This is a genomic window from Synechococcus sp. BO 8801 (assembly GCF_002252675.1).
In the GTDB taxonomy this organism is placed as follows: Bacteria; Cyanobacteriota; Cyanobacteriia; order PCC-6307; family Cyanobiaceae; genus Cyanobium.
Genome location: NZ_NQKY01000027.1, coordinates 16,938 through 36,409 on the forward strand (window position 1 = coordinate 16,938; position 19,472 = coordinate 36,409).

Below are 19,472 nucleotides of genomic sequence, written 5' to 3' on the forward strand. Positions count from 1 at the left end.
GCCCGGTTCTGGCCGCCGCGGTCACCCCGCTGCGCTCTGCCCGCCGCGGTGACCCCGCCCTGCTCACCCCGCCCCGGTCAGCTGGCCAACCTTGGCGCGCAGGTAGGTGAGGAAGGGCTGGGCGCCCAGGGGCCGGCCCGTGACCCGCTCGACGAGTTCCTCGGCGTTCACCGAGCGGCCGTGGGGCCAGATGTTGCCGGCGAGCCAGTTCTGCAGCGCGGCCGTCTCCCCCGCAGCCACCAGCGCCTCGATGGGGCCGATCTCCTGCTCGAGGGCCTCCGAGATCTGGGCGCTGATCAGGTGGCCGAGGGCGTAGGAGGGGAAGTAGCCGAACAGCCCCTCGGCCCAGTGGATGTCCTGGAGGCAGCCCTCGGCGTCCGTGGCGGGCTGCAGCCCCAGCAGCTCCTTCATGCGCCGGTTCCAGGCGGCGGGCAGCTCCTCCACCGGCATCTCCTGCTCCAGCAGGGCCAGCTCCAGCTCGAAGCGCATGACGATGTGGAGGCTGTAGCTCAGTTCATCGGCCTCCACCCGGATCAGGCCCGGCCGCAGGGGATTGAGGGCCCGCCAGAAACCGAAGGCGCCGCCCCAGGGGTCGGACCCCAGGCCCCCCTGGAAGCGGGGATGCCAGCGCTCGGCGAAGGCCCGGCTGCGGGCCACGCGGCATTCCCAGAACAGCGACTGGGACTCATGCACCCCCATCGAGGTGGCCTCCCCCAGGGGCCAGGGGAAGTAGTGGTCGTCACTGCGGGGCAGGCCCTGCTCGTAGAGGGAGTGGCCCCACTCATGGGCGGTGGCCAGGAAGGCCGAGAACGGCTGGCCCCCCACCACCCGGGTGGTGATGCGGAAGTCCTGCGGGCCCACGGTGCAGGAGAAGGGGTGGGCGGATCGGGACCGCTGACAGCGGGCCGCGTCGTAGCCCCAGCTGTCGAGCAGCTCACTGCAGAGCCGCTCCTGCAGTCCCTCCGTCAGCTCGAAGGGCTCCTGGTGGCCCGCAGGCGGGGCGGCCGCCACCGTCTCCAGCAGTCCCGGCAGTTCCGCCGCCAGGGGGGCGAACAGCTCCGTCAGCCGGGCCTTGCTGACGTCGGGCTCGAAGGGCTGGGCCAGGATCTCCCAGGGGCTGCGGGCCACGGGTTCGGCGTCCGCCAGCTGGCCGGCCTGTTCGCGGCGCAGACGGATCAGCTCCCGCAGCGCCGGGGCGAAGGTGGCGAAGGTGCTGGCCGCCCGGGCCTCCTGCCAGACGGCGTTGCCGTGGGACTGGGCCCGGGCCAGGGCGGTGACCAGGGCCGGATCGAGACAGCGCTGGCGGTTCAGCTCCAGGCGCAGCAGCTGCAGGTTGCGGCGCCGCTGGGGAGGGGCGGCCCCATCCAGTTCGGCCTCCGCCGCCGCCACCAGATCGGCGTAGGCGTCACTGCTCTGGCGCTCATGCAGCTGGGCGGCCAGCAGGGCCAGCTGCTCGCCGCGCCAGGGGGCACCGGCGGCGGGCATCACCGTGTTCTGGTCGTAGTAGAGGGTGCTGCTGATCGAGCCCAGCAGGCGGGTGGTGTGCAGGTGCCGCTGGAGCTGGTCGAGGGCCGGAGCCGCTGCAGGCATGGGATCGGTGGAGCCGGTGGCGCCAGCATGGCGCTGGCGGCGCCATGGTGGAGGCGGACCTTCCCGGTGTCGGATCGATGCATCCCCCTTCTCCGGAGCAGGCCCTGGTGCTCGCGGCCATCGAAAGGTTCATGACCGACCCCGACCTCGCCCTGCAGGGCCAGCCACCCGGCGGCGACTCCGGCGATGTCCTCAGCGCCATCCTGCGGGCCCTGACCATGGTGCTGCCGCTCGAGGAGATCGAACTGGCGGTCACGGGCCTGCTCACGGTCCACTGCGATCGGCTCGACGACGACACCCAGCTGGTGCTCGAGGCCCTGCTCACCGCCATTGAGCGGGACGACGACGAGATGGCCCTCGACACCCTGCTGGCCAGCGAGGCCAGCCTGCTGGAGGCCAATGCCCTCGACGGCAACTATCTGCTGGTCTGGGATCCGGCCGAGGCTCCGCCGCTGCGGGAGATGGAGATCCTCGATGTGCTGGAGCGCTACCCCTGCCGTGGCGAGGCGGCCCGCTGGAACTCCGACGACTTCGTGGCCCTGCTGGAGGGCAAGATCCTGCAGTGGCGCAAGACCATGGTGGCCCTGGAGATCCTCCAGGAGCAGCCCGGCACCCGCCCTGCGGCCAGCACGATGGTGCTGCTGGTGCCGGAGGACCCTGCGGCTCCGCTCGAGCAGCTGGAGGTGGGGGTCACCCTCAGCCCGCCGTCGCCGGGTTCCAGTGCAGCCGCATCGGCACGCAACCCTCCAGGCTGACCTTCACAGGGCAGCGCTCGCCGGCGCGGATCAGCAGGTCCCGCTGGCCGTCATCGAGGCCGGCCGGCAGATCGATCCAGGCCTCCAGCAGGGCGATGCGGCGCTCGCCGCTCTGGCTCATGCCCTTCTCCACCCGCACCCGGGCGCCCTCCAGGGGGATTCCCTCCCGTTCGGCCACGATGCCCATCACCGTCAGCAGGCAGGTGGCCAGGGCCGTCGCCACCAGGTCGGTGGGCGAGAACGCCTCCCCCTTGCCCTGGTTGTCCACGGGGGCATCGGTGATCAGCCGCGACCCCGACGGGGCGTGGTCCGCCGCGCAGCGCAGGGCTCCCTCGTAGCGGCAGGTCATCGTGGTCATGGCGGGCGCTGGGCGGCGAACGTCCCTCCAGGCTGGCAGGGGCCGCCGCCCTAGATTCGCTGCCGCGATGTCCGCAGCCTTGGCCCTGATCCTGCTGGTGGCCCCCCATCCGGCTGGGGCCCTCCCCGAGACGATCCGCCTGGCGGTGACGCCGGTGTTTCTGCTGGCCGGCATCAGCGGTCTGCTCGGGGTGATCACCACCCGCCTGGCCCGCATCGTCGATCGGGCCCGGCTGCTCAAGGAGCGGACCGGTGCTGCCACGGTGGCCCAGGAGCGGGAGCTGCAGGAGGAGCTGATGCTGCACCGCCGGCGGATGTTCATGGCCTCGAGGGCCTTCGCCTGCGCCACCACCAGCTTCCTGCTGGTGGCCACCGTGGTGGTGGTGCTGTTCGTGAGCACCCTGGCCACGATGGACGTGACGCCCCTGGTCGCCCTGCTGTTCGTGCTGGCGATGGGCTCGCTGATGACGGCGGTGGTGCTGCTGCTGCGTGAGGTGCAGCTGGGCAGCCTGGCCCTGCGACGTTTCTAGGGCGCCGTCAGGCCGATCTCCTCCAGCAGCCGCCTCTGCTGGCGCGCCTCCACGAAGCGGTGGGCGGCCATGGCGCCGCTCACCGCCACCGGCGGCACGCCGATGCCCGGGAACACGCCGGCCCCGCAGAGCACCAGCCCCTCGACCGGGGTGGACCCGCCGGGGAAGGGACCGGCGTTGGCGGGCCAGGCCGGGCCGTAGCTGCCCTGGTGCATCCGCAGGTAGTGGCGGTGGGTGAGGGGGGTGCCCTGCAGTTCCAGCACCACCCGCTCCCGCCAGTCGGGCAGCACCCGGTCGAGCGCCTCGCCGAAGACGGCGCAGCGTTCCCGCTTGAGGGCGTCGTAGGCGGCGCTGCCCCGCTCCAGCCCCTGCCACAGCTCCCAGGGTTCGTTGGCCGGGGTGTAGCCGTGCAGCACCTGGTGGCCCGGCGGCGCGCAGGACGGATCGAGCCGGGAGGGCATCGAGAGCACCACCATGTTGCGTTCGGCGCCGATGCCCCGCTTCCAGTCGCCCACCCAGACGTGGTGGATGGGCAGGTGATCGAGGTCGTCCCCCCGCAGGGCCAGGTGCCAGTGCAGGAAGCCGGCGCAGGCCGGGGTGGCCGCCTGCCGGTGCCGCCAGCGGGACGGCACCGCCCCGTCGGGCAGCAGGGCAAGCAGGTCCCAGGGGCTGGTGTTGGCGATCACCCCGCGGCCGGCCTCGAGGCGCTCTCCGTTGGCGAGGCGGACGCCCACCGCCCGGCCCTGCTCCACCAGGATCTCTGCCACCGCCGCGCCCGTGCGCAGCCGGCCGCCGTGACGCTCCATGCCGCGCACCAGCGCCGCCGCCACGGCCGCGCTGCCGCCGATGGGGTAGTCGAGGCAGGCGTCGGGCTCGAACCATTCGCCGAACAGGGTCGCCATGGCGGCGGCACTGGTCTGGTCCATGGGCAACCCGGAGATCAGGAAGCAGAGCAGGTCGACCCAGTGGAGCAGGAACGGATCGCTCAGGTGCCGGCGGGCGATCGGCCCGAAGGCCCCCCCCAGGGCCGCCAGCCGGCCGGCCTGGCCCAGCAGGCGCAGGGCGTTGCCGCCGCCGAGGGTGGTGGCCAGACCCGCCCCGGGCCGCAGGGCCAGCAGCGGCAGGGAGCGGGCCACCTCGCAGCTGGGCCTCAGGGCCGTCAGGAAGCGGTCCCATTCGGCTGCCACCGCCGGGCCACGCAGATCCCTCACCAAAGCCAGGAAGGGGGCCTGGCCCACCCCCACCCGCAGGGACCCCTCGGGCAGCAGCAGCCCCCAGTCGTGGTAGGTGGCCACGGGCAGGGTTTCCCCCACGGCCCGCAGCACCTGGGCCAGGGGGTTGGTGCTGGGCCACCGGCCCAGGCCGCTCCAGAGCGAAGGGCCGGACTCGAAGTGAAAGGGACCGCGCCGGAATCCGTGGGCCGCGCCGCCGGGGGTGGTGTGGGCCTCAAGCACCAGCACTTCCAGCCCGTGGCGGGCGGCGATGGCGCCGGCGCACAGGCCGCCCAGGCCACTGCCCACCACGATCAGGTCGCTCACCTTGGGCGCAGCAGATCCGCTGCAGATTCTATTCAGATTCCCTTCGCACGGAAGGCAAACGGACTGCCCCCTTGCTGACTAGGATCGTTCGATATAGCAAAGGTTTTGCATTGTCGCAGGGCTTCCCTTCCGCCACCCTGTCCGATAGCACGCCGCCCGTTCCCCCTGATGCGGACGCTGGCTCCAGGCCATCGATGCGTCAGCCCAAGCGGGGCGATTTCGAACTCAAGTCCTTCATGGACAGCTCGAATCTGCGGGGCTCCTGGCAGATCGCCAACACCGTGATCCCCTATGCGGCCCTGTGGTGGGTCGCCGACTGGAGCCTCCAGCACGCTCCCCTGCTGCTGCTCCCCACCATGGTCGTCATGGTGCTGCTGCTGGCCCGCTGCTTCTCACTGATGCACGACTGCGGCCACGACTCCCTGTTCCGCAGCCGGCGGGCCAACCAGGTGTTCGGCTTCCTGCTCGGCGTGATCAGTGCCATTCCCCAGTACCCCTGGTCCCGCGGCCACGCCTACCACCACCGCCACAACGGCGACTGGGAGAAGTACCAGGGACCGTCGGCCCTGGTCACCACGGGGGCCTTTGCCGCCCTCAGCCCCGGCCAGCAGCGGTTCTACGGCGTGCTGCGCCATCCGGCGATGCTGTTCCCCGGAGGCTTCTTCTACCTGGTGATCAAGCCCAGGGTGGCCCTGATCCTGGGGCTGGCGGGCTTCTTCCCCCATCTTCTGGCCTGCCTGCGCAGCCCGCAGCCGATGGGCCTGGGCCAGATCCTGGCCAGCTACCGCTCCAGGCACTGGTACACCCAGGGGGAATTCCGCCATCTGCTGGCCAACAACATCGCCGTGATCGGCTCCTGGTGGTTGATGGCCCACTGGCTCGGAGCCGGCGTGTTCTGGTCGATCTACGCCCCGGTGATGGCCTGCGCGGCGGCGATCTTCATCTGCATCTTCTTCGTCCAGCACAACTTCCCCGGCTCCTACGCCCACGCCACGGATGGCTGGAGCGAGATGACCGGGGTGCTGGAAGGCACCAGCGATCTGGAGCTGCCGCCGCTGTTCAACTGGTTCTCGGCTGACATCGGCTGCCACGCCATCCATCACCTGTCGTCCAAGATCCCCAACTACCGGCTGCGGGCCTGCCACGAGCGCAATGCCCACCTGCTGGCGGGGGTGCGGCGGCTGTCGCTGGCCGACATCCCGGGGTGCTTCAGCTACATCCTCTGGGACCCCCAGGCCTGCCGCCTGACAACGATCGAGGCGCTGCGTTCCGCCGCTCCGGTCCCCGTCGCCAGCTGAACGGCGCCAGGAGGACCCAATGCTGCGCCAGAGCCTGAGCCAGTTGGAGGTGTCCACCCATGGGGAGGGATTCGATGACATCACCGGGGCCCTCAACCGGTTGATCGCCGCCAGCGGCCTGGTGCTCGGCACCGCCACCATCGCCAGCCTGCACACCTCCTGCAGCCTGACGATCAACGAGAACGCCGACCCCAGGGTGCTGGTGGATCTCGCCGCCTTTCTGCGGGCCCTGGTGCCCCCGGAAGGGGTGCGGCCCCTGAGCGGCCAGGGGGAGCGGCGCCCCTGGGTGCACGATGACGAAGGGCCCGACGACATGCCCGCCCACATCCGCACCGCCCTGACCTGCACGAGCCTGGTGCTCCCCTTCCAGTCGGGACGCCTGCTGCTCGGCACCTGGCAGGCGGTGTACCTGTGGGAACACCGGGCCCGACCCCATCGCCGCCGCCTCAGCCTGCATCTGGTGGGCGAATGACCTCCTGCTTTCTTCCCCCATGGCCGCCCAACCCCTGACCCCCGCCCAGATCGCCGCGCTGCCCGCCGATCTGCCGCAATGGACGCTGCGGGAGGGCAAGCTGCACCGCGAACTGCGCTTCGCCGATTTTTCCGCCGCCTTCGGCTTCATGGCCCGGGTGGCCCTGGCCGCTGAAGCGATGGGCCACCACCCGGAATGGTGCAACGTCTGGAACCGGGTGACGATCAACCTCACCACCCATGACACCGGTGGTCTGTCGAACCTGGATGTGGAACTGGCCCGCAGGATTGATGCGTTGCTGAAGACGTCGAATTGTTGAGTCGTCATCCACTTCTGCGGCGCATCTGCAGCAGCTGAGTAAACACGCAGCCGTCTCTGTGAAGATCCGGTGAGTGTTGGCCTGGCTTTCCCATGCGGCGTTTCCTTGCATCCCCGTCCATCCGCCTCGGGGCAGGGCGATCGCGCAGGGCCTGTCTTCTCGGCGGCACCCTGGTGATCTTCTCGGCGGCTTCATCCGCCGAGGCAGCCCCGTTCCGGTTCGAGACGGTGGTCAACAATGCCGACCTGATTCCGGGCACCTCCAGACTCTTCAATGCCTACAATCCACCGTCCATCAATGGCTCCGGGCTTGTGGTGTTCAGGGCCAGGGGCCGGGGTGGCAGTGGTGGCCAGCCGCCCACGGGCATCTTCACCCGTGATCTCCTCGATAGCGCCTCGCCCCGTCCGATCTTTGCGATCGCGTCGCGGGGAGGTCTTGTGCCTGCTCCGAACAACACGGCTGCGACCTTCACCGAGTTCCCCTCATTCCCGCGCATCGATCTGAACGCTTCGACCACCGTCGCCTTCCGTGGTCAGTCCAGCCCTGTCTGGCAGTCGCCCGATGGCTCGCTGGGGACCTCGGGGATCTACAGCAACCCACAGGGCAGCCTGATCACCGGAGCCAGTCAACTCGGCGCACTGGCCACGTTCAACTACTTCAGCGTGCCGTCATCCACCGGTCCGACGGGCCTGAAGTTCGATCAGTTTCCCGGTGCCCCCTCGGTGACCGACAACACGGTCGTCTTCAAGGGCAACTGGACCGATGCCCAGGGCGTGGGCAGAACCGGGGTGTACTTCCGCGATCTGGTCGCCGAGGGCGGTGTGGCCCCTGTCCGTCTCATTGCCGACAGCAACACCCCGATTCCCGGTGATGTCCAGAACCGCAATTTCGGATCCACCGCGCCACCGAGCGCGGCGCTGAACAAGGCGGTGTTCCTCGGCGTGGACAACGAAGAGGCACCCTCGGCTGGGGGGATCTACCTATCGTCGCTGCTGGGGAATCCGACGTCTCTGACGTCCCTGGCCAGCATCGGCGGCCTCACCAATCTGACGGATACCGGTGGGCTCACCAACATCGGCGAAGTCCTCTCCTTCAATGGCCGTTCCGTGGCCTACTGGGGCGCCTGGGGCTCCGAGACCATCACCCAGCAGGTCTCCTGTGCGGGCTCCGGGAATGAGGCGAGGCTTCAATACTGCCAGGAGCAATCCGCGAAACCCGAAATCGGTGGGGTGGGCAACGGGAACTTCCAGTTTGAGATTCCACTCCATCAGGGCATCTTTGTCACCGATATCGCCTCCAAGCTCACCAGGCTGATCGCCAGCACCGGTGAGCAGTTCTCGTCCTTCCTGTCCTGGAACTTCTCCGGCCGCCCGCCCGGCGTCGGGGAAGGGGGCGATGAGGAAGGGGATCAGGAGCTGGCCCGCTGGCGGTCCTCCTCATTTCTGGCCCTTGATGAGGACAGCCTGGCCTTCAAGGGTGTCGACCTCGGAACGGTGGATGGCATGGACGATGTCTTCAAGGAGGTGATGTCCGGTCTCTATGCCGCGGAGACCGATGGAACCCCTGACATCCGCACCATCGTTGAGACCGGGATGGATGGCGGGCTCATCGATCCGGAGGCCGCCGGCATCCCGATCGTGGCCGTGGGAATCGAGCGGGACGGTTTCCGCAACGGCCGGATCGCGTTCGCGGCCAGCATGGCGCTGGAGGGCGAAACCGAGGAGGACAGCCTCAGCTGGGCGGGGGTCTACGTCGCTGGTGAGCCCCAGGGACCGGTCTCGCCGGTTCCGGGCCCCCTTCCCGTTCTCGGTGTGGGAAGCGCCTTTGCCGTCGCCCGCCGGATCCGCCGGCGGATTCGGCTGAGTTCCTGAGGGGCCCCGTTCCACCGCGTCTTCCTGGGGCCGTTGCGGGCCGGCCCCGGCGGCGTGTCTAGCTTCCCTGGGTGCTCCCCCCGCCCTGCTGCGCCCCATGGGATTTCGCTACCTCGATCGGATCGCCACCAAGGAGAACATCCAGGCGTTCCTCGAACTCGCCGATCTGGCCGTCGGAGCCGGTGCTTCCGCCAACAACGTCTTCCTGCTCTCCCATCGACTGCGCCAGTCCCGCCCGATGCAGGTCTGCCGGGCGTTGCTGGGGCGGGACCCGGCCGCCAAGGCCCTGATCGAGCAGCGGCGGCTCAGCGGTCCCTATGACGCGGCCGCCCTGCGGGCGCTGCCGAAGGGGACCCTGGGGCACACCTACGCGACGGTGCTGGAAACGATGGGGTACGACATCAACTTCTTCCCCAAACCCGACTTCTACGCCAACCTCGAAACGGACGCCGATTACATCAACTACCGCGTCTACGCCACCCACGACATCCATCACATTGTGAGCGGCTTCAGCCTCGACAATTTCGGCGAACTCGGTGTGATCAGCATGAGCGTGGCCCAGTTCTCCCATCCCGGCCTGGCCTTCACCGATCTGATGGCCCTGCTGCTCAACTGGTTCCGCAACGACACGCCCATCGACGAACTGGACACCCCTGCCGAGCAGGCCCGCACCGCCAGCTACGCCTTCGGCATGATCAGCAAAGGTCTGCACATCGGCGCCGAGGCCCAGCCGCTGTTCCCGGTGATCTGGGAGGAGCGGATGGGCCAGGACCTGGAGGAGCTGCGGGCCGAGCTGGGCGTCACGGCGGTGAAGGAGGGGACCTTCAGCTGGTACGCCAACCCCTCCCTGGTGGCGGCGCTGGCCGACTGATCCCTCAGACGAGGGCGGGCAGCCGGGAGGGCTCGGCCGCCCTGAAGTGCAGCCGCGGCGGTTCCGACCCAGCTTCCACCTCCACCACGATGGTGGAGCCGCTCAGGTAGGTGCCGGCCAGGATCGCCTTGGCGATCGGCGTCTCCAGTTCGCGCTGGATGGCCCGCTTGAGGGGCCTGGCGCCGTACACCGGGTCGTAGCCCACGGCGGCCAGCCAGTCGAGGGCGGCCGCGTCGAGCTCCAGGCCCAGTTTCCTGTCCTCGAGCCGCCGGGCCAGGCGCTGCACCTGCAGTTCCACGATCTGGCGCAGTTCCTCGGCCTTGAGGCTGTGGAAGATGATCGATTCATCCAGCCGGTTGAGGAACTCGGGTCGGAAGTGGCCCCGCAGGGCCTCGTTCACCCGCTTCTCCATCTCGCCGTGGCGGGCCGGATCGCCGGCCAGATCGAGGATCGAGGCGCTGCCGATGTTGCTGGTGAGAATCAGCACCGTGTTGGTGAAATCCACCGTGCGGCCCTGACCATCGGTGACGCGACCGTCATCGAGGATCTGCAGCATCACGTTGAACACATCGGGGTGGGCCTTCTCCACCTCGTCGAAGAGGATCACGGCGTAGGGACGCCGCCGCACCGCTTCGGTGAGCTGGCCGCCCTCCTCGTAACCCACGTAGCCCGGAGGGGCTCCGATCAGCCGGGACACGGCGTGCTTCTCCATGTATTCGCTCATGTCGATGCGCACCATCGCCTCCTCGCTGTCGAAGAGCTGGGATGCCAGCGCCTTGGAGAGCTCGGTCTTGCCCACGCCGGTGGGGCCGAGGAACAGGAAGCTGGCGATCGGGCGGTTGGGGTCGGACAGGCCGGCCCGTGAGCGCTGGATGGCGTCGGCCACCGCCGTCACGGCCTGCTCCTGGCCGATCACCCGGGTGTGCAGTTCGTCCTCGAGATGCAGGAGCTTCTCCATCTCGGACTGCACCAGCTTGCTGACCGGAATCCCGGTCCACTTGGCGATCACCTCGGCGATGTCGTCCTCGGTGACCTCCTCGCGCAGCAGGTTCTTCTCGCCGGCATGGGCGCTCAGCTCGGCTTCCTTGGCGGCCAGCTTCTTGTTGAGCTCCGCCAGGGTGCCGTACTCCAGTTCGGCGGCCTTGTTGAGGTCGTACTGGCGCTTGGCCTGCTCCACCTGCAGCTGCACCTGCTCGATCTCCTCCTTGATGGCGGAGAGTTCGTCGATCGAGCCCTTCTCCTTCTGCCACTGGGCGTTGAGGCTGCTCTGCTGCTCGCCCAGGTCGGCCAGCTCCTTCTCGAGCTTCTCGAGCCGGTCGCGGCTGGCGGGGTCCGATTCCCGCCCCAGCGAGAGCTTCTCCATCTCCAGCTGCAGGATGCGGCGATCGAGCTCGTCGATCTCCTCAGGCTTGGAGGTGATCTCCATCTTCAGGCGGGCCGCCGATTCGTCCATCAGGTCGATGGCCTTGTCGGGGAGGAAGCGATCGGCGATGTAGCGGCTGCTCAGCACGGCCGCCGCCACCAGGGCGTTGTCGGCGATGCGCACGCCGTGGTGCACCTCGTAGCGCTCCTTGAGGCCCCGCAGGATCGAGATCGTGTCTTCCACCGTGGGCTGGTCGACGAACACCTGCTGGAAGCGGCGCTCTAGGGCCGGATCCTTCTCGATGTGCTGGCGGTGCTCATCGAGGGTGGTGGCGCCGATGCAGCGCAGTTCGCCCCTGGCCAGCATCGGTTTCAGCAGGTTGCTGGCGTCCATGGCCCCGCCGGTGGCTCCGGCCCCCACGACGGTGTGGATCTCGTCGATGAACAGGACGATCTGGCCTTCGCTGGAGGTGACCTCCTTGAGCACGGCCTTGAGGCGTTCCTCGAACTCGCCGCGGTACTTGGCGCCGGCGATCAGGGCGCCCATGTCGAGGGCGATCAGCTGGCGGTTCTGCAGGGCCGTGGGCACGTCACCGTTGACGATCCGCTGGGCCAGCCCCTCGACGATCGCCGTCTTGCCGACGCCGGGTTCACCGATCAGCACCGGGTTGTTCTTGGTGCGGCGCGAGAGGATCTGCACGGTGCGGCGGATCTCCTCGTCGCGGCCGATCACCGGATCGAGCTTGCCTTCCCGGGCGGCGGCGGTGAGATCACGGCCGTACTTTTCGAGGGATTCATAGGTGCCCTCCGGGTTCTGGTCGGTCACGCGTTGGCTGCCCCGCACGGCCATCACAGCCTCGCGCAGCTTGCGCTCGTCGGCGCCCGACTGGGAGAGCAGCTGGCGGCCGCAGCGGTCATCGCCGGCCAGGGCCAGCACCAGGTGCTCCACGGCGATGTAGCTGTCCTGGAATTCCTGCTTGAGGGCGTCGGCCCGATCCAGCACCGCGTTGAGCCCCTTGCCCAGGTAGACGTTGTCTGGCGCGGTGGCCAGGCTGGGCTGGGCGGCGATGAAGGCCTCCAGCTTCTGGCTCAGGACGCCCAGGTCCACACCGGCCTTCTCCAGGATCCGGCTGGCCAGGTCCTGCTGGGCCAGCAGGGCGGCGAACAGGTGCTCGCTGTCCATCTGCTGCTGGCGCCGCTGCTGGGCCAGCTGCTGGGAGGCGACCACGGCGCCCCAGGCCTTTTCGGTGAACAGTTCGGCGGTGGGATGCATGGTCGACGTTCTCCCTGCGGACGGTGGCTGAAGCCAACGTATGAATGCCGCCGTGATCGGCCGAGAGGGAGGACCGAACCGCGGCGTTCGGCCCTCCTCCCCGGGGGTGGGCAGGCCGTACCGACAGGGGTGGCCAACCGCCCGGCGGGGGGGCCAGGAGCTAGGGGCCCACGAACGCGGGCATGGGCACCTGGTGGCCGCGCTGCTGGCCGCAGAGCTGGCTGGGGCAGCCGTCCGGGCCGTAGAGAGCATCGGCCGCCGACAGGCAGCCCATGCCGTTCTTCTGGGCCACCTGGGACGGATGGATCCGCAGCGGCTGGAGCACCGCTTCGCTTCGGGGCACCAACAGCCGGCAGGGGGCAGGCGACAGCCCGGGTCTGGCCTCAATCGCCAGGGGTTGGTTGGGACTCTGCCCCTGGGCCAGGGCGGGCGCGGCGGCGGCGGCCATCACGGCCAGGGGCATCCCTGCCGACAGCAGGCCCCCCAGCAGGCCCGGCAGCAGCCCGGCAAAAATGGGGATCGCCATGATGGGAGCTCGGCTGCGCCCCATTCTCGCCTCTGCAGCCATCCCGTCTCCGATGCCCTCTCCCGCCGACGACCAGGCCCTGGTGGCCGACCTGGCCCAAGCGTCCCTCTCGCTGGGCGGTGCGGCCGAGCCGGAGCGGGACTGCTGGCGGGTGGTGCACCGCCATGTCCACGGGATGCTGCCGAGCGAGTACGACATCCGTGAGGTGCCCGAGGAGCTCTACCTGGCGGTGCTGGCCGCCCGTCGTGCCCTCAGCTGAGCCATGAAAAAGCCCCGGCAGTGCCGGGGCTCAGGACAGCTGGAGTGGCCGTCAAGGGAAAGGAGGGTGCGGCAGGACCAGGCTCAGCCTGGGATCAGGCCCAGCCCTTGGAGGCCATGTCCTCGACGTAGGCCGCCACGTCAGCGATGTCACCCTCGCTGAGCTTGCCGCCGAAGGCGGGCATGGCGTTCTTGCCGTTGGTCACCTGGTAGGCGATGGCGGCCTCGTGGCCGGCGTCGTAGTTGGCCAGGTAGGAGGCCAGGGCATCGGCCTTGAGGGTCCGCTCGGCGTTGACCACGTTGCCGCCGCCCATGTGGCAGGCGGCGCAGTTGGCGGAGAAGATCTGGCCGCCGTGGGCCGCATCGGCGGCGAAGCTCGGGGCCGCACCCAGCACCAGCGCCAGGCAGAGAGCGAAAAGGGAAAGAAGACGACGCATGGGAGGGTGCAACGGAAGGTGCCTGAAGGCACTTGCAACGGGCACAAATTAGGCAATGGCCGCCCCCCGGTGGGGGCCTCCGACACATTCGCAACAATTCAGCGGCCCCGGTGGGGCACCCCCGCCGTCTCCAGCACCGCCTCGAGGGTCGGGGCCAAGCTCACCAGGCCGAAGCGCTCGGGCGGGCTCACCGGCTGGTGCACGAAGTGGCGCTGCCGGATCGAGAAACGGTCCCAGGCATTCACCTCGATGCGCAGCAGCTTGATCAGCCCCTCGATCAGCCAGCCGCGCAGATCGATGCCGATCGGGGGCACCCACACCCGCCGCCAGCGGCACAGGGAGGCCACGGCGCCGTTGATCGTGATCGGCGCCTGGCCCAGCACCAGACGACGCACCGGACCCTGGTCGGGCTCGGGATTGGGGCCGTGGGGGGTGGTGGCCAGGTGGGCGCAGACGGTGGCGATGTCGGCGGCGTGGATGAAGTGGAAGCTGGCGTCGGTGCGCAGCCAGCGGGCCAGCCACAGCCAGCCGAAGGCCTCCTTGAGCCCGGCCGTGAGGTAGCTGGTGGGGTGGGGATCGGCGCCGGCCACCGCGCCGCCGAACACCAGGGTGGGGAACACGGCCACGATCCTCGGCGCCAGGGGGTGGCGCTCCAGGTCCTGCAGGCAGGTGGCCTTGGTCTGGATGTACTCGGTGCCGTAGGCCATCGCTTCGGGGAGCAACTGCAGCCGGCGGTCGAGGATGCTCGCGGTGGAGAAGTAGATCACCTGCTGCAGGCGATCCGGGTCGGTGAGCCGCAGCAGCTCCTTCACGGCCACCACGTTCACCGCCTGGGCCCGCTCGGGATCCCCCCAGGCGGTGGCGGTGTGGATGATCCGGTCGGCGCTGGCGATGGCGGCGGCGTGGGGACCCAGCTCCCGCAGGTCGCCCACCAGCAGGGTGATGCGCGGGTGGTCGGCGGGGACGGCGCTGAGCTTGGCGGGATCCCGCAGCAGCAGCAGCAGGTGGGCGTCGCTGTTGGCCAGCAGGTTTTCAGCGATGTACTGGCCGACGCAGCCGCTGGCGCCGGTGATCAGGATCCGCTGGGGCCCGGAGGTGGGGGCGCTCAAACAGCGGCCCCCAGCAGCTCGTTGACGGCCTTGCCGGTCTCGAAGAAGACGCGGGCGTTGTCCTCAGGGGTGCCGGGCAGGATGCCGTGGCCCAGGTTGAGGATGTGGCGACGGCCGCGGGCCTTGCGCACCGTGTCGAGGATCCGCTCGCGGATCGCCTCGGGGGTGCCGAACAGCAGGCCGGGGTCCACGTTGCCCTGCACGCCCAGGTGCTGGGGCAGGCGGGCGCAGCCATCGGCCATGTCCACGGTCCAGTCGAGGGAGATGAAGTCCACCCCGGTGGCGGCCATGCGCTCCAGTACGCCGGCGCTGCCGGAGATGTAGAGGATCAGGGGGGTGTCGGGGTGGGTGGCCTTCACCTGGTCGATCACCCGCTTCTGGTAGGGGGCCGCGAACACGTCGTAGTCGATCGGGCTCAGCTGCCCCGCCCAGGAATCGAACAGCTGCACCACCTGGGCTCCGCTGTCGATCTGGTAGCGCACGTAGGTGGCGATCGAATCGGCCAGGTGACCCAGCAGCTGGTGCAGCAGGGCGGGCTCCTGGAAGGCCATCGCCTTGATCACCGAATAGGTCTTGGAGCTCTTGCCCTCCACCGCATAGGCGGCCAAGGTCCAGGGCGCGCCGACGAAGCCAAGCACCGCTGCGGCGTTGCCCACGTCGGCCCGCAGCCGGCCCAGCACCTCACCCACGAAGGGCAAGGCTTCGGCCGGATCGAGGGGGCGCAGCGCATCCACCTGGGCCTGGCTGCGGATGGCGGGCTCGATGATCGGCCCCCGGCTCTCGATGATGTCGAAGTCGATGCCCATGCCCGGCAGGGGCGTGAGGATGTCGGAGAAGAGGATCACGCCGTCGGGACGGAAGGCGTGGAAGGGCTGCATCGAGATCTCGTAGGAGAGATCGGGGTTCTCGGAGCGCTCGCGGAAGCCGGGATGGCGGTCGCGCAGGTCGCGGTACACCTTCATGTAGCGGCCCGCCTGGCGCATCATCCAGACCGGCGGCCGCTCCACCTGCTCACCTCGGGCGGCGCGCAGCAGCAGGGGGGCGGATTCGGTCATGGGGCCGGTCGGAAGGTCAACGGCGAAACCTAACCGAGCACCCCCGGCCTCCGGCCACTCCTGTCACCAGTCGTGGCATGGGCGCCACAGGAGCGCTCAGCCCTCGCCGAGGGCCGGCCGCTGCAGGCTGCGGGACTCGTCGAGACGGAACACCACCACGCTCAGGGGCGGCAGGCAGAGCTCCAGCGAGTTCTCGTAGTCGTGGATGGCCCAGGCATCGGTGAAGCGGCCGCCCAGGTTGCCGAGGTTGCTGCCGCCGTAGCGGCTGCTGTCGGTGTTGAAGACCTCCGCGTAGAAGCCCTCCAGGGGGACGCCGACCCGGTAGTGGGAATGGCTCTGGGGGGTGAAGTTGGCCACCACCACCACCCAGCGGCCGCTGCCGCTGTCGCGGCGCATGAAGCTGATCACCGAATGGCGGTTGTCGTTGCAGTCGATCCACTGGAAGCCGTACTGGTCGAAGTCGTCGCCCCAGAGGGCCGGCTCCGACTTGTAGAAGACGTTGAGGTCGTCCACCAGGTTGAGCAGGCCGTTGTGGGCCTCGTACTGGAGCAGCTCCCACTGCAGATCGCCCCAGACGTTCCATTCGGCCCGCTGGCCGAACTCCATCCCCATGAAGATCGTCTTCTTGCCGGGGTGGGTCCACATGTAGGCGAGCAGGGCACGCACGTTGGCGAACTTCTGCCAGTCGTCGCCCGGCATCTTGTGGAGCAGGTTGCTCTTGCCGTGCACCACTTCATCGTGGCTCAGGGCCAGCATGAAGTTCTCGGTGAAGGCGTACCAGATCGAGAAGGTGACGTGGTTCTGGTGGAACTGGCGGAACCAGGGATCCAGCTCGAAGTAATCGAGCATGTCGTGCATCCAGCCCATGTTCCACTTGAGGTTGAACCCCAGGCCGCCCATGTCGGTGGGCTGGGTCACCATCGGCCAGGTGGTGGATTCCTCGGCGATCGAGAGGGCGCCGGGGAAGTGCTGGAAGAGCACGTGGTTGGCCTGCTGCAGGAAGCGCACCGCCTCCAGGTTCTCCCGCCCGCCTTGCTCGTTGGGCAGCCATTGCCCGTCCGGACGCAGGTAGTCGCGGTAGAGCATCGAGGCCACGGCATCGACGCGGATGCCGTCGATGTGGAATTCCTCGAACCAGTAGATGAGGTTGGCGACGAGGAAGTTGCGCACCTCGTTGCGGCTGTAGTTGAAGATCAGCGTGCCCCACTCCTTGTGCTCACCGATGCGGGGATCGGCATGCTCGTAGAGATGGGCGCCATCGAAGAAGGCCAGGCCGTGGCCGTCCTTGGGGAAGTGGCCGGGCACCCAGTCGAGGATCACGCCGATGCCTTCGGCATGGCAGCGGTCGACGAAGGCCCGGAACTCGTCCGGGCTGCCGAAGCGGCTGGTGGGAGCGTACCAGCCGGTGACCTGATAGCCCCAGGAGCCGTCGAACGGATGCTCGGAGACCGGCATCAGCTCGATGTGGGTGAAGCCGCGGGCCTTGACGTAGGGGATGACCTTGTCGGCCAGTTCCGGATAGGTCATCAGCCGGGCGCCCGGCTTCAGATCGGCGGCGGACACCGGGGGCCGGGGGCTGCCGTCGGCTTCGATGAAGGGCTGGTCGGCGGCGGCATGCATCCAGCTGCCCAGGTGCATCTCGTACACCGCGATGGGATGGGGCAGGGGATCGCGGCCATCCCGCTCCTCGATCCAGGTGCCGTCGTTCCACTGGTAGCGGCCCAGTTCGGCCACCACCGAACCGGTGTTCGGCCGGACCTCGTGGCGGAAGCCGTAGGGGTCGGCCTTCTGATAGCAGTGGCCGTTCTGGGCCCGCACCTCGTACTTGTAGATCTGGCCGGCGCCCAGGCCGGGGATGAACAGCTCCCAGATCCCCCCGAGGCGCTGCTGCATGGGGTGATGGCGGCCGTCCCAGCCGTTGAAATCACCCAGCAGGGCGACGCTGCGGGCATTGGGGGCCCAAAGACAGAACTGCACCCCGGTGACGCCGTCGCGCTCGATCACATGGGCGCCCATGCGCCGCCAGATGTGGTGGTGATTGCCCTCGGCGAACAGGTGGCGGTCCAGTTCCCCCATCCACTCGTGGCGGAACGCCCAGGGATCGTGCTGCTCGTGCTCGATGCCGCCGCGGCTCACATGGACGCGATAGCCGCAGCCGGGATCGGCGTCGACGCGGGCCTCGAAGATCCAGGGGTGGTGGGGATTGGCCATGGCCAGCCGCTCGCCGCCATGGAGCAGTTCCACCGTGTGGGCGTCCGGCATCCACACCCGCACCACCCAGCCGCTGTCATCGAGGGGCTGGGGCCCGAGCACCGAGAAGGGATGGTCGTGGCGGCATTCCGCCAGCCGGCGGGCATCCTCAACCATCCATTCGAGGCTGGGCAGGGCCATGGAAGAGGAGGCGTGCATGCGCCGGGAGCTTACGTCGGTGGGAGGGCCGGCTCAGCGCGGCGGCGACGGAGGAGCGGGATCGGTGGGGAAATCCACGCCGATGATCCGGTTCTCGGAATCCAGGGTGACGAAGAGGTTGTCGGTGAGGCGGTTGAACTCGGTGTTGACGATCACCAGACGCATCTCCGGCGTACTCTCGGCGCGGTTGATGCGCTTCACCCGGACGAAATTGCCGGTGATGCGCTGCAGATTGAGCCATTTCTGCTGCAGCTGGCCCTGGGGAATCTGCTCCTGCATCAGCGGCGACAGGAAGCTGCTGGCGGAGATGAAGTGGCCGCTGGCGAGGGCGGTGATGAAGTCACGCACCACCTTCTCGGCCGGCTGGTCGGTGACGTTGAAGTGGTAGCCGTCGATCCGGCCCTGGCCGTCGATCACCATCAGCAGGTCGCGCTCACCGGCGCTGGTGAACAGGGTGGCCTCGACCGTGCTCGAGTCGAAGCCGGGCTGGATGCTGCGGATGGCCCAGCGCAGCAGCTTCGGCTGGGTCTTCATGGTGGCGGCCACCATGCTGGGGCTGCTGACGCTCTGCAGGGCCGGGGAGAACTGGTTGAAGCGGGCCTGGGCGTCCCCGTTGCGGATCGTGGTCAGGATCCGCTCGGCCGCCGCCCGTGCCTGGGCCTCGCTCAGGGCCGCGCTGGGCTGGCCGCTGGTGGCCGGAGCCGGGTCGGCCTGGGCCCAGGCCCCGCGCGGTGCCAGCAGGGCCTGGCTGCCCAGCAGCAGCAGCAGGCCGATCAGGGCTCGGCGCGGTTGGGGACGCGGCATGGGCGGCGGGGTTCGGGTCGGCTCAGTTTGCCCGAATCAGGGGCTCCAGGCCCAGGTGGGCGCCCTCCAGCTCCAGCGTCAGGCTGATCACCCGGTGCCCGCTGCCGCTGCCCCCCGCCGGCAGGCTGCCGTCGCCGGGGTTGACGGCGATCTGGGGCCAGGCCGCCGCCGCCAGGGACAGCCGCAGCCGCTGGCCGGCGGCCACCAGCGTGGCCAGGGGCTGCAGGGCCAGGGTGCGGGGCGCGTCGCCCGCCGCCGCCGTGGGCCCGAAGCGGGCCAGGCCGGTGCTCAGCTGGCGCACGGAGCTCCCGTCCGGAGACACCTCCGAGAGGGCGGCGCAGAGATCGAAGCTGGGCTGGTCGGCGCTCACCCGCAGCCGCAGGCGGAAGGTTCCCAGCAGCCAGAGGGCCCGCTCCAGCGGGGCGGTGCTGAAGCAGGCCACGTCGCCGCGCCGGTCGAGATCGGCCCGCTCCACCGGCCCCGGGTCGGTACCCAGGTGGCCGCCCCGGCCCGGCACCGGCCGCCAGGGGTCGTGGACGATCACCACCGTTCCGCCCGCGGCCGTGCCGCCAGCCGCCGGCCCCGCCGCCGCCAGGGGCCGCAGTTCCCCCTCGTCGCAGCGGATCGCTGCCAGGCCG

Annotated in this window: 19 protein-coding genes; 8 read left to right on the forward strand and 11 right to left on the reverse strand. The window is 69.4% G+C overall.

Going from position 1 to position 19,472, the window contains the following annotated elements; all coding sequences use genetic code 11:
• Positions 1 to 63: 63 nt before the first annotated feature.
• Positions 64 to 1,590 carry a carboxypeptidase M32 gene (locus CJZ86_RS14820; RefSeq protein ID WP_094587114.1) on the reverse strand — a complete coding sequence of 509 codons (1,527 nt, stop codon included), beginning with the start codon at positions 1,588 to 1,590 and terminating at the stop codon, positions 64 to 66.
• Between the two features lie 77 nt (positions 1,591 to 1,667).
• Here CJZ86_RS14820 and CJZ86_RS14825 point away from each other — a divergent pair, with 77 nt between their 5' ends.
• Positions 1,668 to 2,345, forward strand: coding sequence for a hypothetical protein (locus tag CJZ86_RS14825; RefSeq protein ID WP_143594176.1), 678 nt, complete (start codon positions 1,668 to 1,670; stop codon positions 2,343 to 2,345).
• Here CJZ86_RS14825 and CJZ86_RS14830 read toward each other — a convergent pair.
• Positions 2,287 to 2,703, reverse strand: a complete 417-nt coding sequence (locus CJZ86_RS14830) for an OsmC family protein (RefSeq protein ID WP_094587118.1) — start codon at positions 2,701 to 2,703, stop codon at positions 2,287 to 2,289. The genes CJZ86_RS14825 and CJZ86_RS14830 overlap by 59 nt on opposite strands.
• Positions 2,704 to 2,782: 79 nt before the next feature.
• On the opposite strand from CJZ86_RS14830, the gene CJZ86_RS14835 reads away from it, so the two are divergent.
• Positions 2,783 to 3,232, forward strand: coding sequence for a DUF2721 domain-containing protein (locus tag CJZ86_RS14835; protein WP_233134044.1), 450 nt, complete (start codon positions 2,783 to 2,785; stop codon positions 3,230 to 3,232).
• Here the strand turns inward: CJZ86_RS14835 and CJZ86_RS14840 are convergent.
• The gene (locus CJZ86_RS14840) at positions 3,229 to 4,770 is read right to left on the reverse strand and encodes a phytoene desaturase family protein (protein WP_198960161.1); all 1,542 of its coding nucleotides are present in this window, start codon (positions 4,768 to 4,770) and stop codon (positions 3,229 to 3,231) included. The genes CJZ86_RS14835 and CJZ86_RS14840 overlap by 4 nt on opposite strands.
• 194 nt (positions 4,771 to 4,964) lie before the next feature.
• On the opposite strand from CJZ86_RS14840, the gene CJZ86_RS14845 reads away from it, so the two are divergent.
• The 5 genes from CJZ86_RS14845 (at position 4,965) to CJZ86_RS14865 (ending at position 9,601) form a co-directional block, all read left to right on the forward strand.
• Positions 4,965 to 6,068: a fatty acid desaturase gene (locus tag CJZ86_RS14845; RefSeq protein ID WP_094587124.1), complete on the forward strand. Its 1,104-nt coding sequence runs from the start codon at positions 4,965 to 4,967 to the stop codon at positions 6,066 to 6,068.
• Between the two features lie 19 nt (positions 6,069 to 6,087).
• A complete protein-coding gene (locus CJZ86_RS14850; RefSeq protein ID WP_094587126.1) occupies positions 6,088 to 6,540 on the forward strand; it encodes a secondary thiamine-phosphate synthase enzyme YjbQ in 453 nt (150 codons plus the stop codon).
• Positions 6,541 to 6,559: 19 nt separating this feature from the next.
• Entirely contained in the window at positions 6,560 to 6,859 is a 300-nt protein-coding gene (locus tag CJZ86_RS14855; RefSeq protein ID WP_094587128.1) for a 4a-hydroxytetrahydrobiopterin dehydratase, read from the forward strand.
• 92 nt (positions 6,860 to 6,951) lie between these two features.
• On the forward strand, positions 6,952 to 8,730 hold the full coding sequence (locus CJZ86_RS14860; protein WP_143594177.1) for a hypothetical protein: 1,779 nt from the start codon (positions 6,952 to 6,954) through the stop codon (positions 8,728 to 8,730).
• A gap of 97 nt (positions 8,731 to 8,827) precedes the next feature.
• Positions 8,828 to 9,601 carry a Coq4 family protein gene (locus CJZ86_RS14865; RefSeq protein ID WP_094587132.1) on the forward strand — a complete coding sequence of 258 codons (774 nt, stop codon included), beginning with the start codon at positions 8,828 to 8,830 and terminating at the stop codon, positions 9,599 to 9,601.
• Between the two features lie 4 nt (positions 9,602 to 9,605).
• On the opposite strand, the gene clpB is transcribed toward CJZ86_RS14865, so the two are convergent.
• Positions 9,606 to 12,236, reverse strand: coding sequence for an ATP-dependent chaperone ClpB (gene clpB, locus CJZ86_RS14870; protein ID WP_094587134.1), 2,631 nt, complete (start codon positions 12,234 to 12,236; stop codon positions 9,606 to 9,608).
• A gap of 160 nt (positions 12,237 to 12,396) precedes the next feature.
• Positions 12,397 to 12,762 carry a hypothetical protein gene (locus CJZ86_RS14875; RefSeq protein WP_094587136.1) on the reverse strand — a complete coding sequence of 122 codons (366 nt, stop codon included), beginning with the start codon at positions 12,760 to 12,762 and terminating at the stop codon, positions 12,397 to 12,399.
• A gap of 52 nt (positions 12,763 to 12,814) precedes the next feature.
• On the opposite strand from CJZ86_RS14875, the gene CJZ86_RS14880 reads away from it, so the two are divergent.
• Complete coding sequence (locus tag CJZ86_RS14880; RefSeq protein WP_094587138.1) at positions 12,815 to 13,021, forward strand: DUF8662 family protein; 207 nt, start codon at positions 12,815 to 12,817, stop codon at positions 13,019 to 13,021.
• Positions 13,022 to 13,115: 94 nt separating this feature from the next.
• Here CJZ86_RS14880 and CJZ86_RS14885 read toward each other — a convergent pair whose 3' ends face one another.
• The 6 genes from CJZ86_RS14885 to CJZ86_RS14910 form a co-directional block, all read right to left on the reverse strand.
• The gene (locus CJZ86_RS14885; RefSeq protein ID WP_015107789.1) at positions 13,116 to 13,457 is read right to left on the reverse strand and encodes a c-type cytochrome; all 342 of its coding nucleotides are present in this window, start codon (positions 13,455 to 13,457) and stop codon (positions 13,116 to 13,118) included.
• Between the two features lie 98 nt (positions 13,458 to 13,555).
• Positions 13,556 to 14,566, reverse strand: coding sequence for an NAD-dependent epimerase/dehydratase family protein (locus tag CJZ86_RS14890; RefSeq protein WP_094587140.1), 1,011 nt, complete (start codon positions 14,564 to 14,566; stop codon positions 13,556 to 13,558).
• Complete coding sequence (gene hemE / locus CJZ86_RS14895; RefSeq protein ID WP_094587142.1) at positions 14,563 to 15,621, reverse strand: uroporphyrinogen decarboxylase; 1,059 nt, start codon at positions 15,619 to 15,621, stop codon at positions 14,563 to 14,565. Before hemE ends, CJZ86_RS14890 begins: the two co-directional genes overlap by 4 nt.
• Positions 15,622 to 15,717: 96 nt before the next feature.
• The gene (gene glgB, locus CJZ86_RS14900; protein ID WP_094587144.1) at positions 15,718 to 18,012 is read right to left on the reverse strand and encodes a 1,4-alpha-glucan branching protein GlgB; all 2,295 of its coding nucleotides are present in this window, start codon (positions 18,010 to 18,012) and stop codon (positions 15,718 to 15,720) included.
• A 51-nt stretch (positions 18,013 to 18,063) separates the two neighbouring features.
• Positions 18,064 to 18,834 (reverse strand): DUF3887 domain-containing protein, encoded by a 771-nt coding sequence (locus CJZ86_RS14905; RefSeq protein ID WP_094587146.1) that lies wholly within the window; start codon positions 18,832 to 18,834, stop codon positions 18,064 to 18,066.
• 22 nt (positions 18,835 to 18,856) lie between these two features.
• The coding region (locus CJZ86_RS14910) for a CocE/NonD family hydrolase (RefSeq protein ID WP_143594178.1) at positions 18,857 to 19,472 on the reverse strand (616 nt) is incomplete at its 5' end.

Bases quoted from the DNA above. Each gene is read 5' to 3' on its own strand.
- CJZ86_RS14820 (WP_094587114.1), bottom strand. From the start codon at position 1,590: ATGCCTGCAGCGGCTCCGGCCCTCGACCAGCTCCAGCGGCACCTGCAC.
- CJZ86_RS14825 (WP_143594176.1), top strand. From the start codon at position 1,668: ATGCATCCCCCTTCTCCGGAGCAGGCCCTGGTGCTCGCGGCCATCGAA.
- CJZ86_RS14830 (WP_094587118.1), bottom strand. From the start codon at position 2,703: ATGACCACGATGACCTGCCGCTACGAGGGAGCCCTGCGCTGCGCGGCG.
- CJZ86_RS14845 (WP_094587124.1), top strand. From the start codon at position 4,965: ATGCGTCAGCCCAAGCGGGGCGATTTCGAACTCAAGTCCTTCATGGAC.
- CJZ86_RS14850 (WP_094587126.1), top strand. From the start codon at position 6,088: ATGCTGCGCCAGAGCCTGAGCCAGTTGGAGGTGTCCACCCATGGGGAG.
- CJZ86_RS14855 (WP_094587128.1), top strand. From the start codon at position 6,560: ATGGCCGCCCAACCCCTGACCCCCGCCCAGATCGCCGCGCTGCCCGCC.
- CJZ86_RS14860 (WP_143594177.1), top strand. From the start codon at position 6,952: ATGCGGCGTTTCCTTGCATCCCCGTCCATCCGCCTCGGGGCAGGGCGA.
- CJZ86_RS14865 (WP_094587132.1), top strand. From the start codon at position 8,828: ATGGGATTTCGCTACCTCGATCGGATCGCCACCAAGGAGAACATCCAG.
- clpB (WP_094587134.1), bottom strand. From the start codon at position 12,236: ATGCATCCCACCGCCGAACTGTTCACCGAAAAGGCCTGGGGCGCCGTG.
- CJZ86_RS14875 (WP_094587136.1), bottom strand. From the start codon at position 12,762: ATGGCGATCCCCATTTTTGCCGGGCTGCTGCCGGGCCTGCTGGGGGGC.
- CJZ86_RS14880 (WP_094587138.1), top strand. From the start codon at position 12,815: ATGCCCTCTCCCGCCGACGACCAGGCCCTGGTGGCCGACCTGGCCCAA.
- CJZ86_RS14885 (WP_015107789.1), bottom strand. From the start codon at position 13,457: ATGCGTCGTCTTCTTTCCCTTTTCGCTCTCTGCCTGGCGCTGGTGCTG.
- hemE (WP_094587142.1), bottom strand. From the start codon at position 15,621: ATGACCGAATCCGCCCCCCTGCTGCTGCGCGCCGCCCGAGGTGAGCAG.
- glgB (WP_094587144.1), bottom strand. From the start codon at position 18,012: ATGGCCCTGCCCAGCCTCGAATGGATGGTTGAGGATGCCCGCCGGCTG.
- CJZ86_RS14905 (WP_094587146.1), bottom strand. From the start codon at position 18,834: ATGCCGCGTCCCCAACCGCGCCGAGCCCTGATCGGCCTGCTGCTGCTG.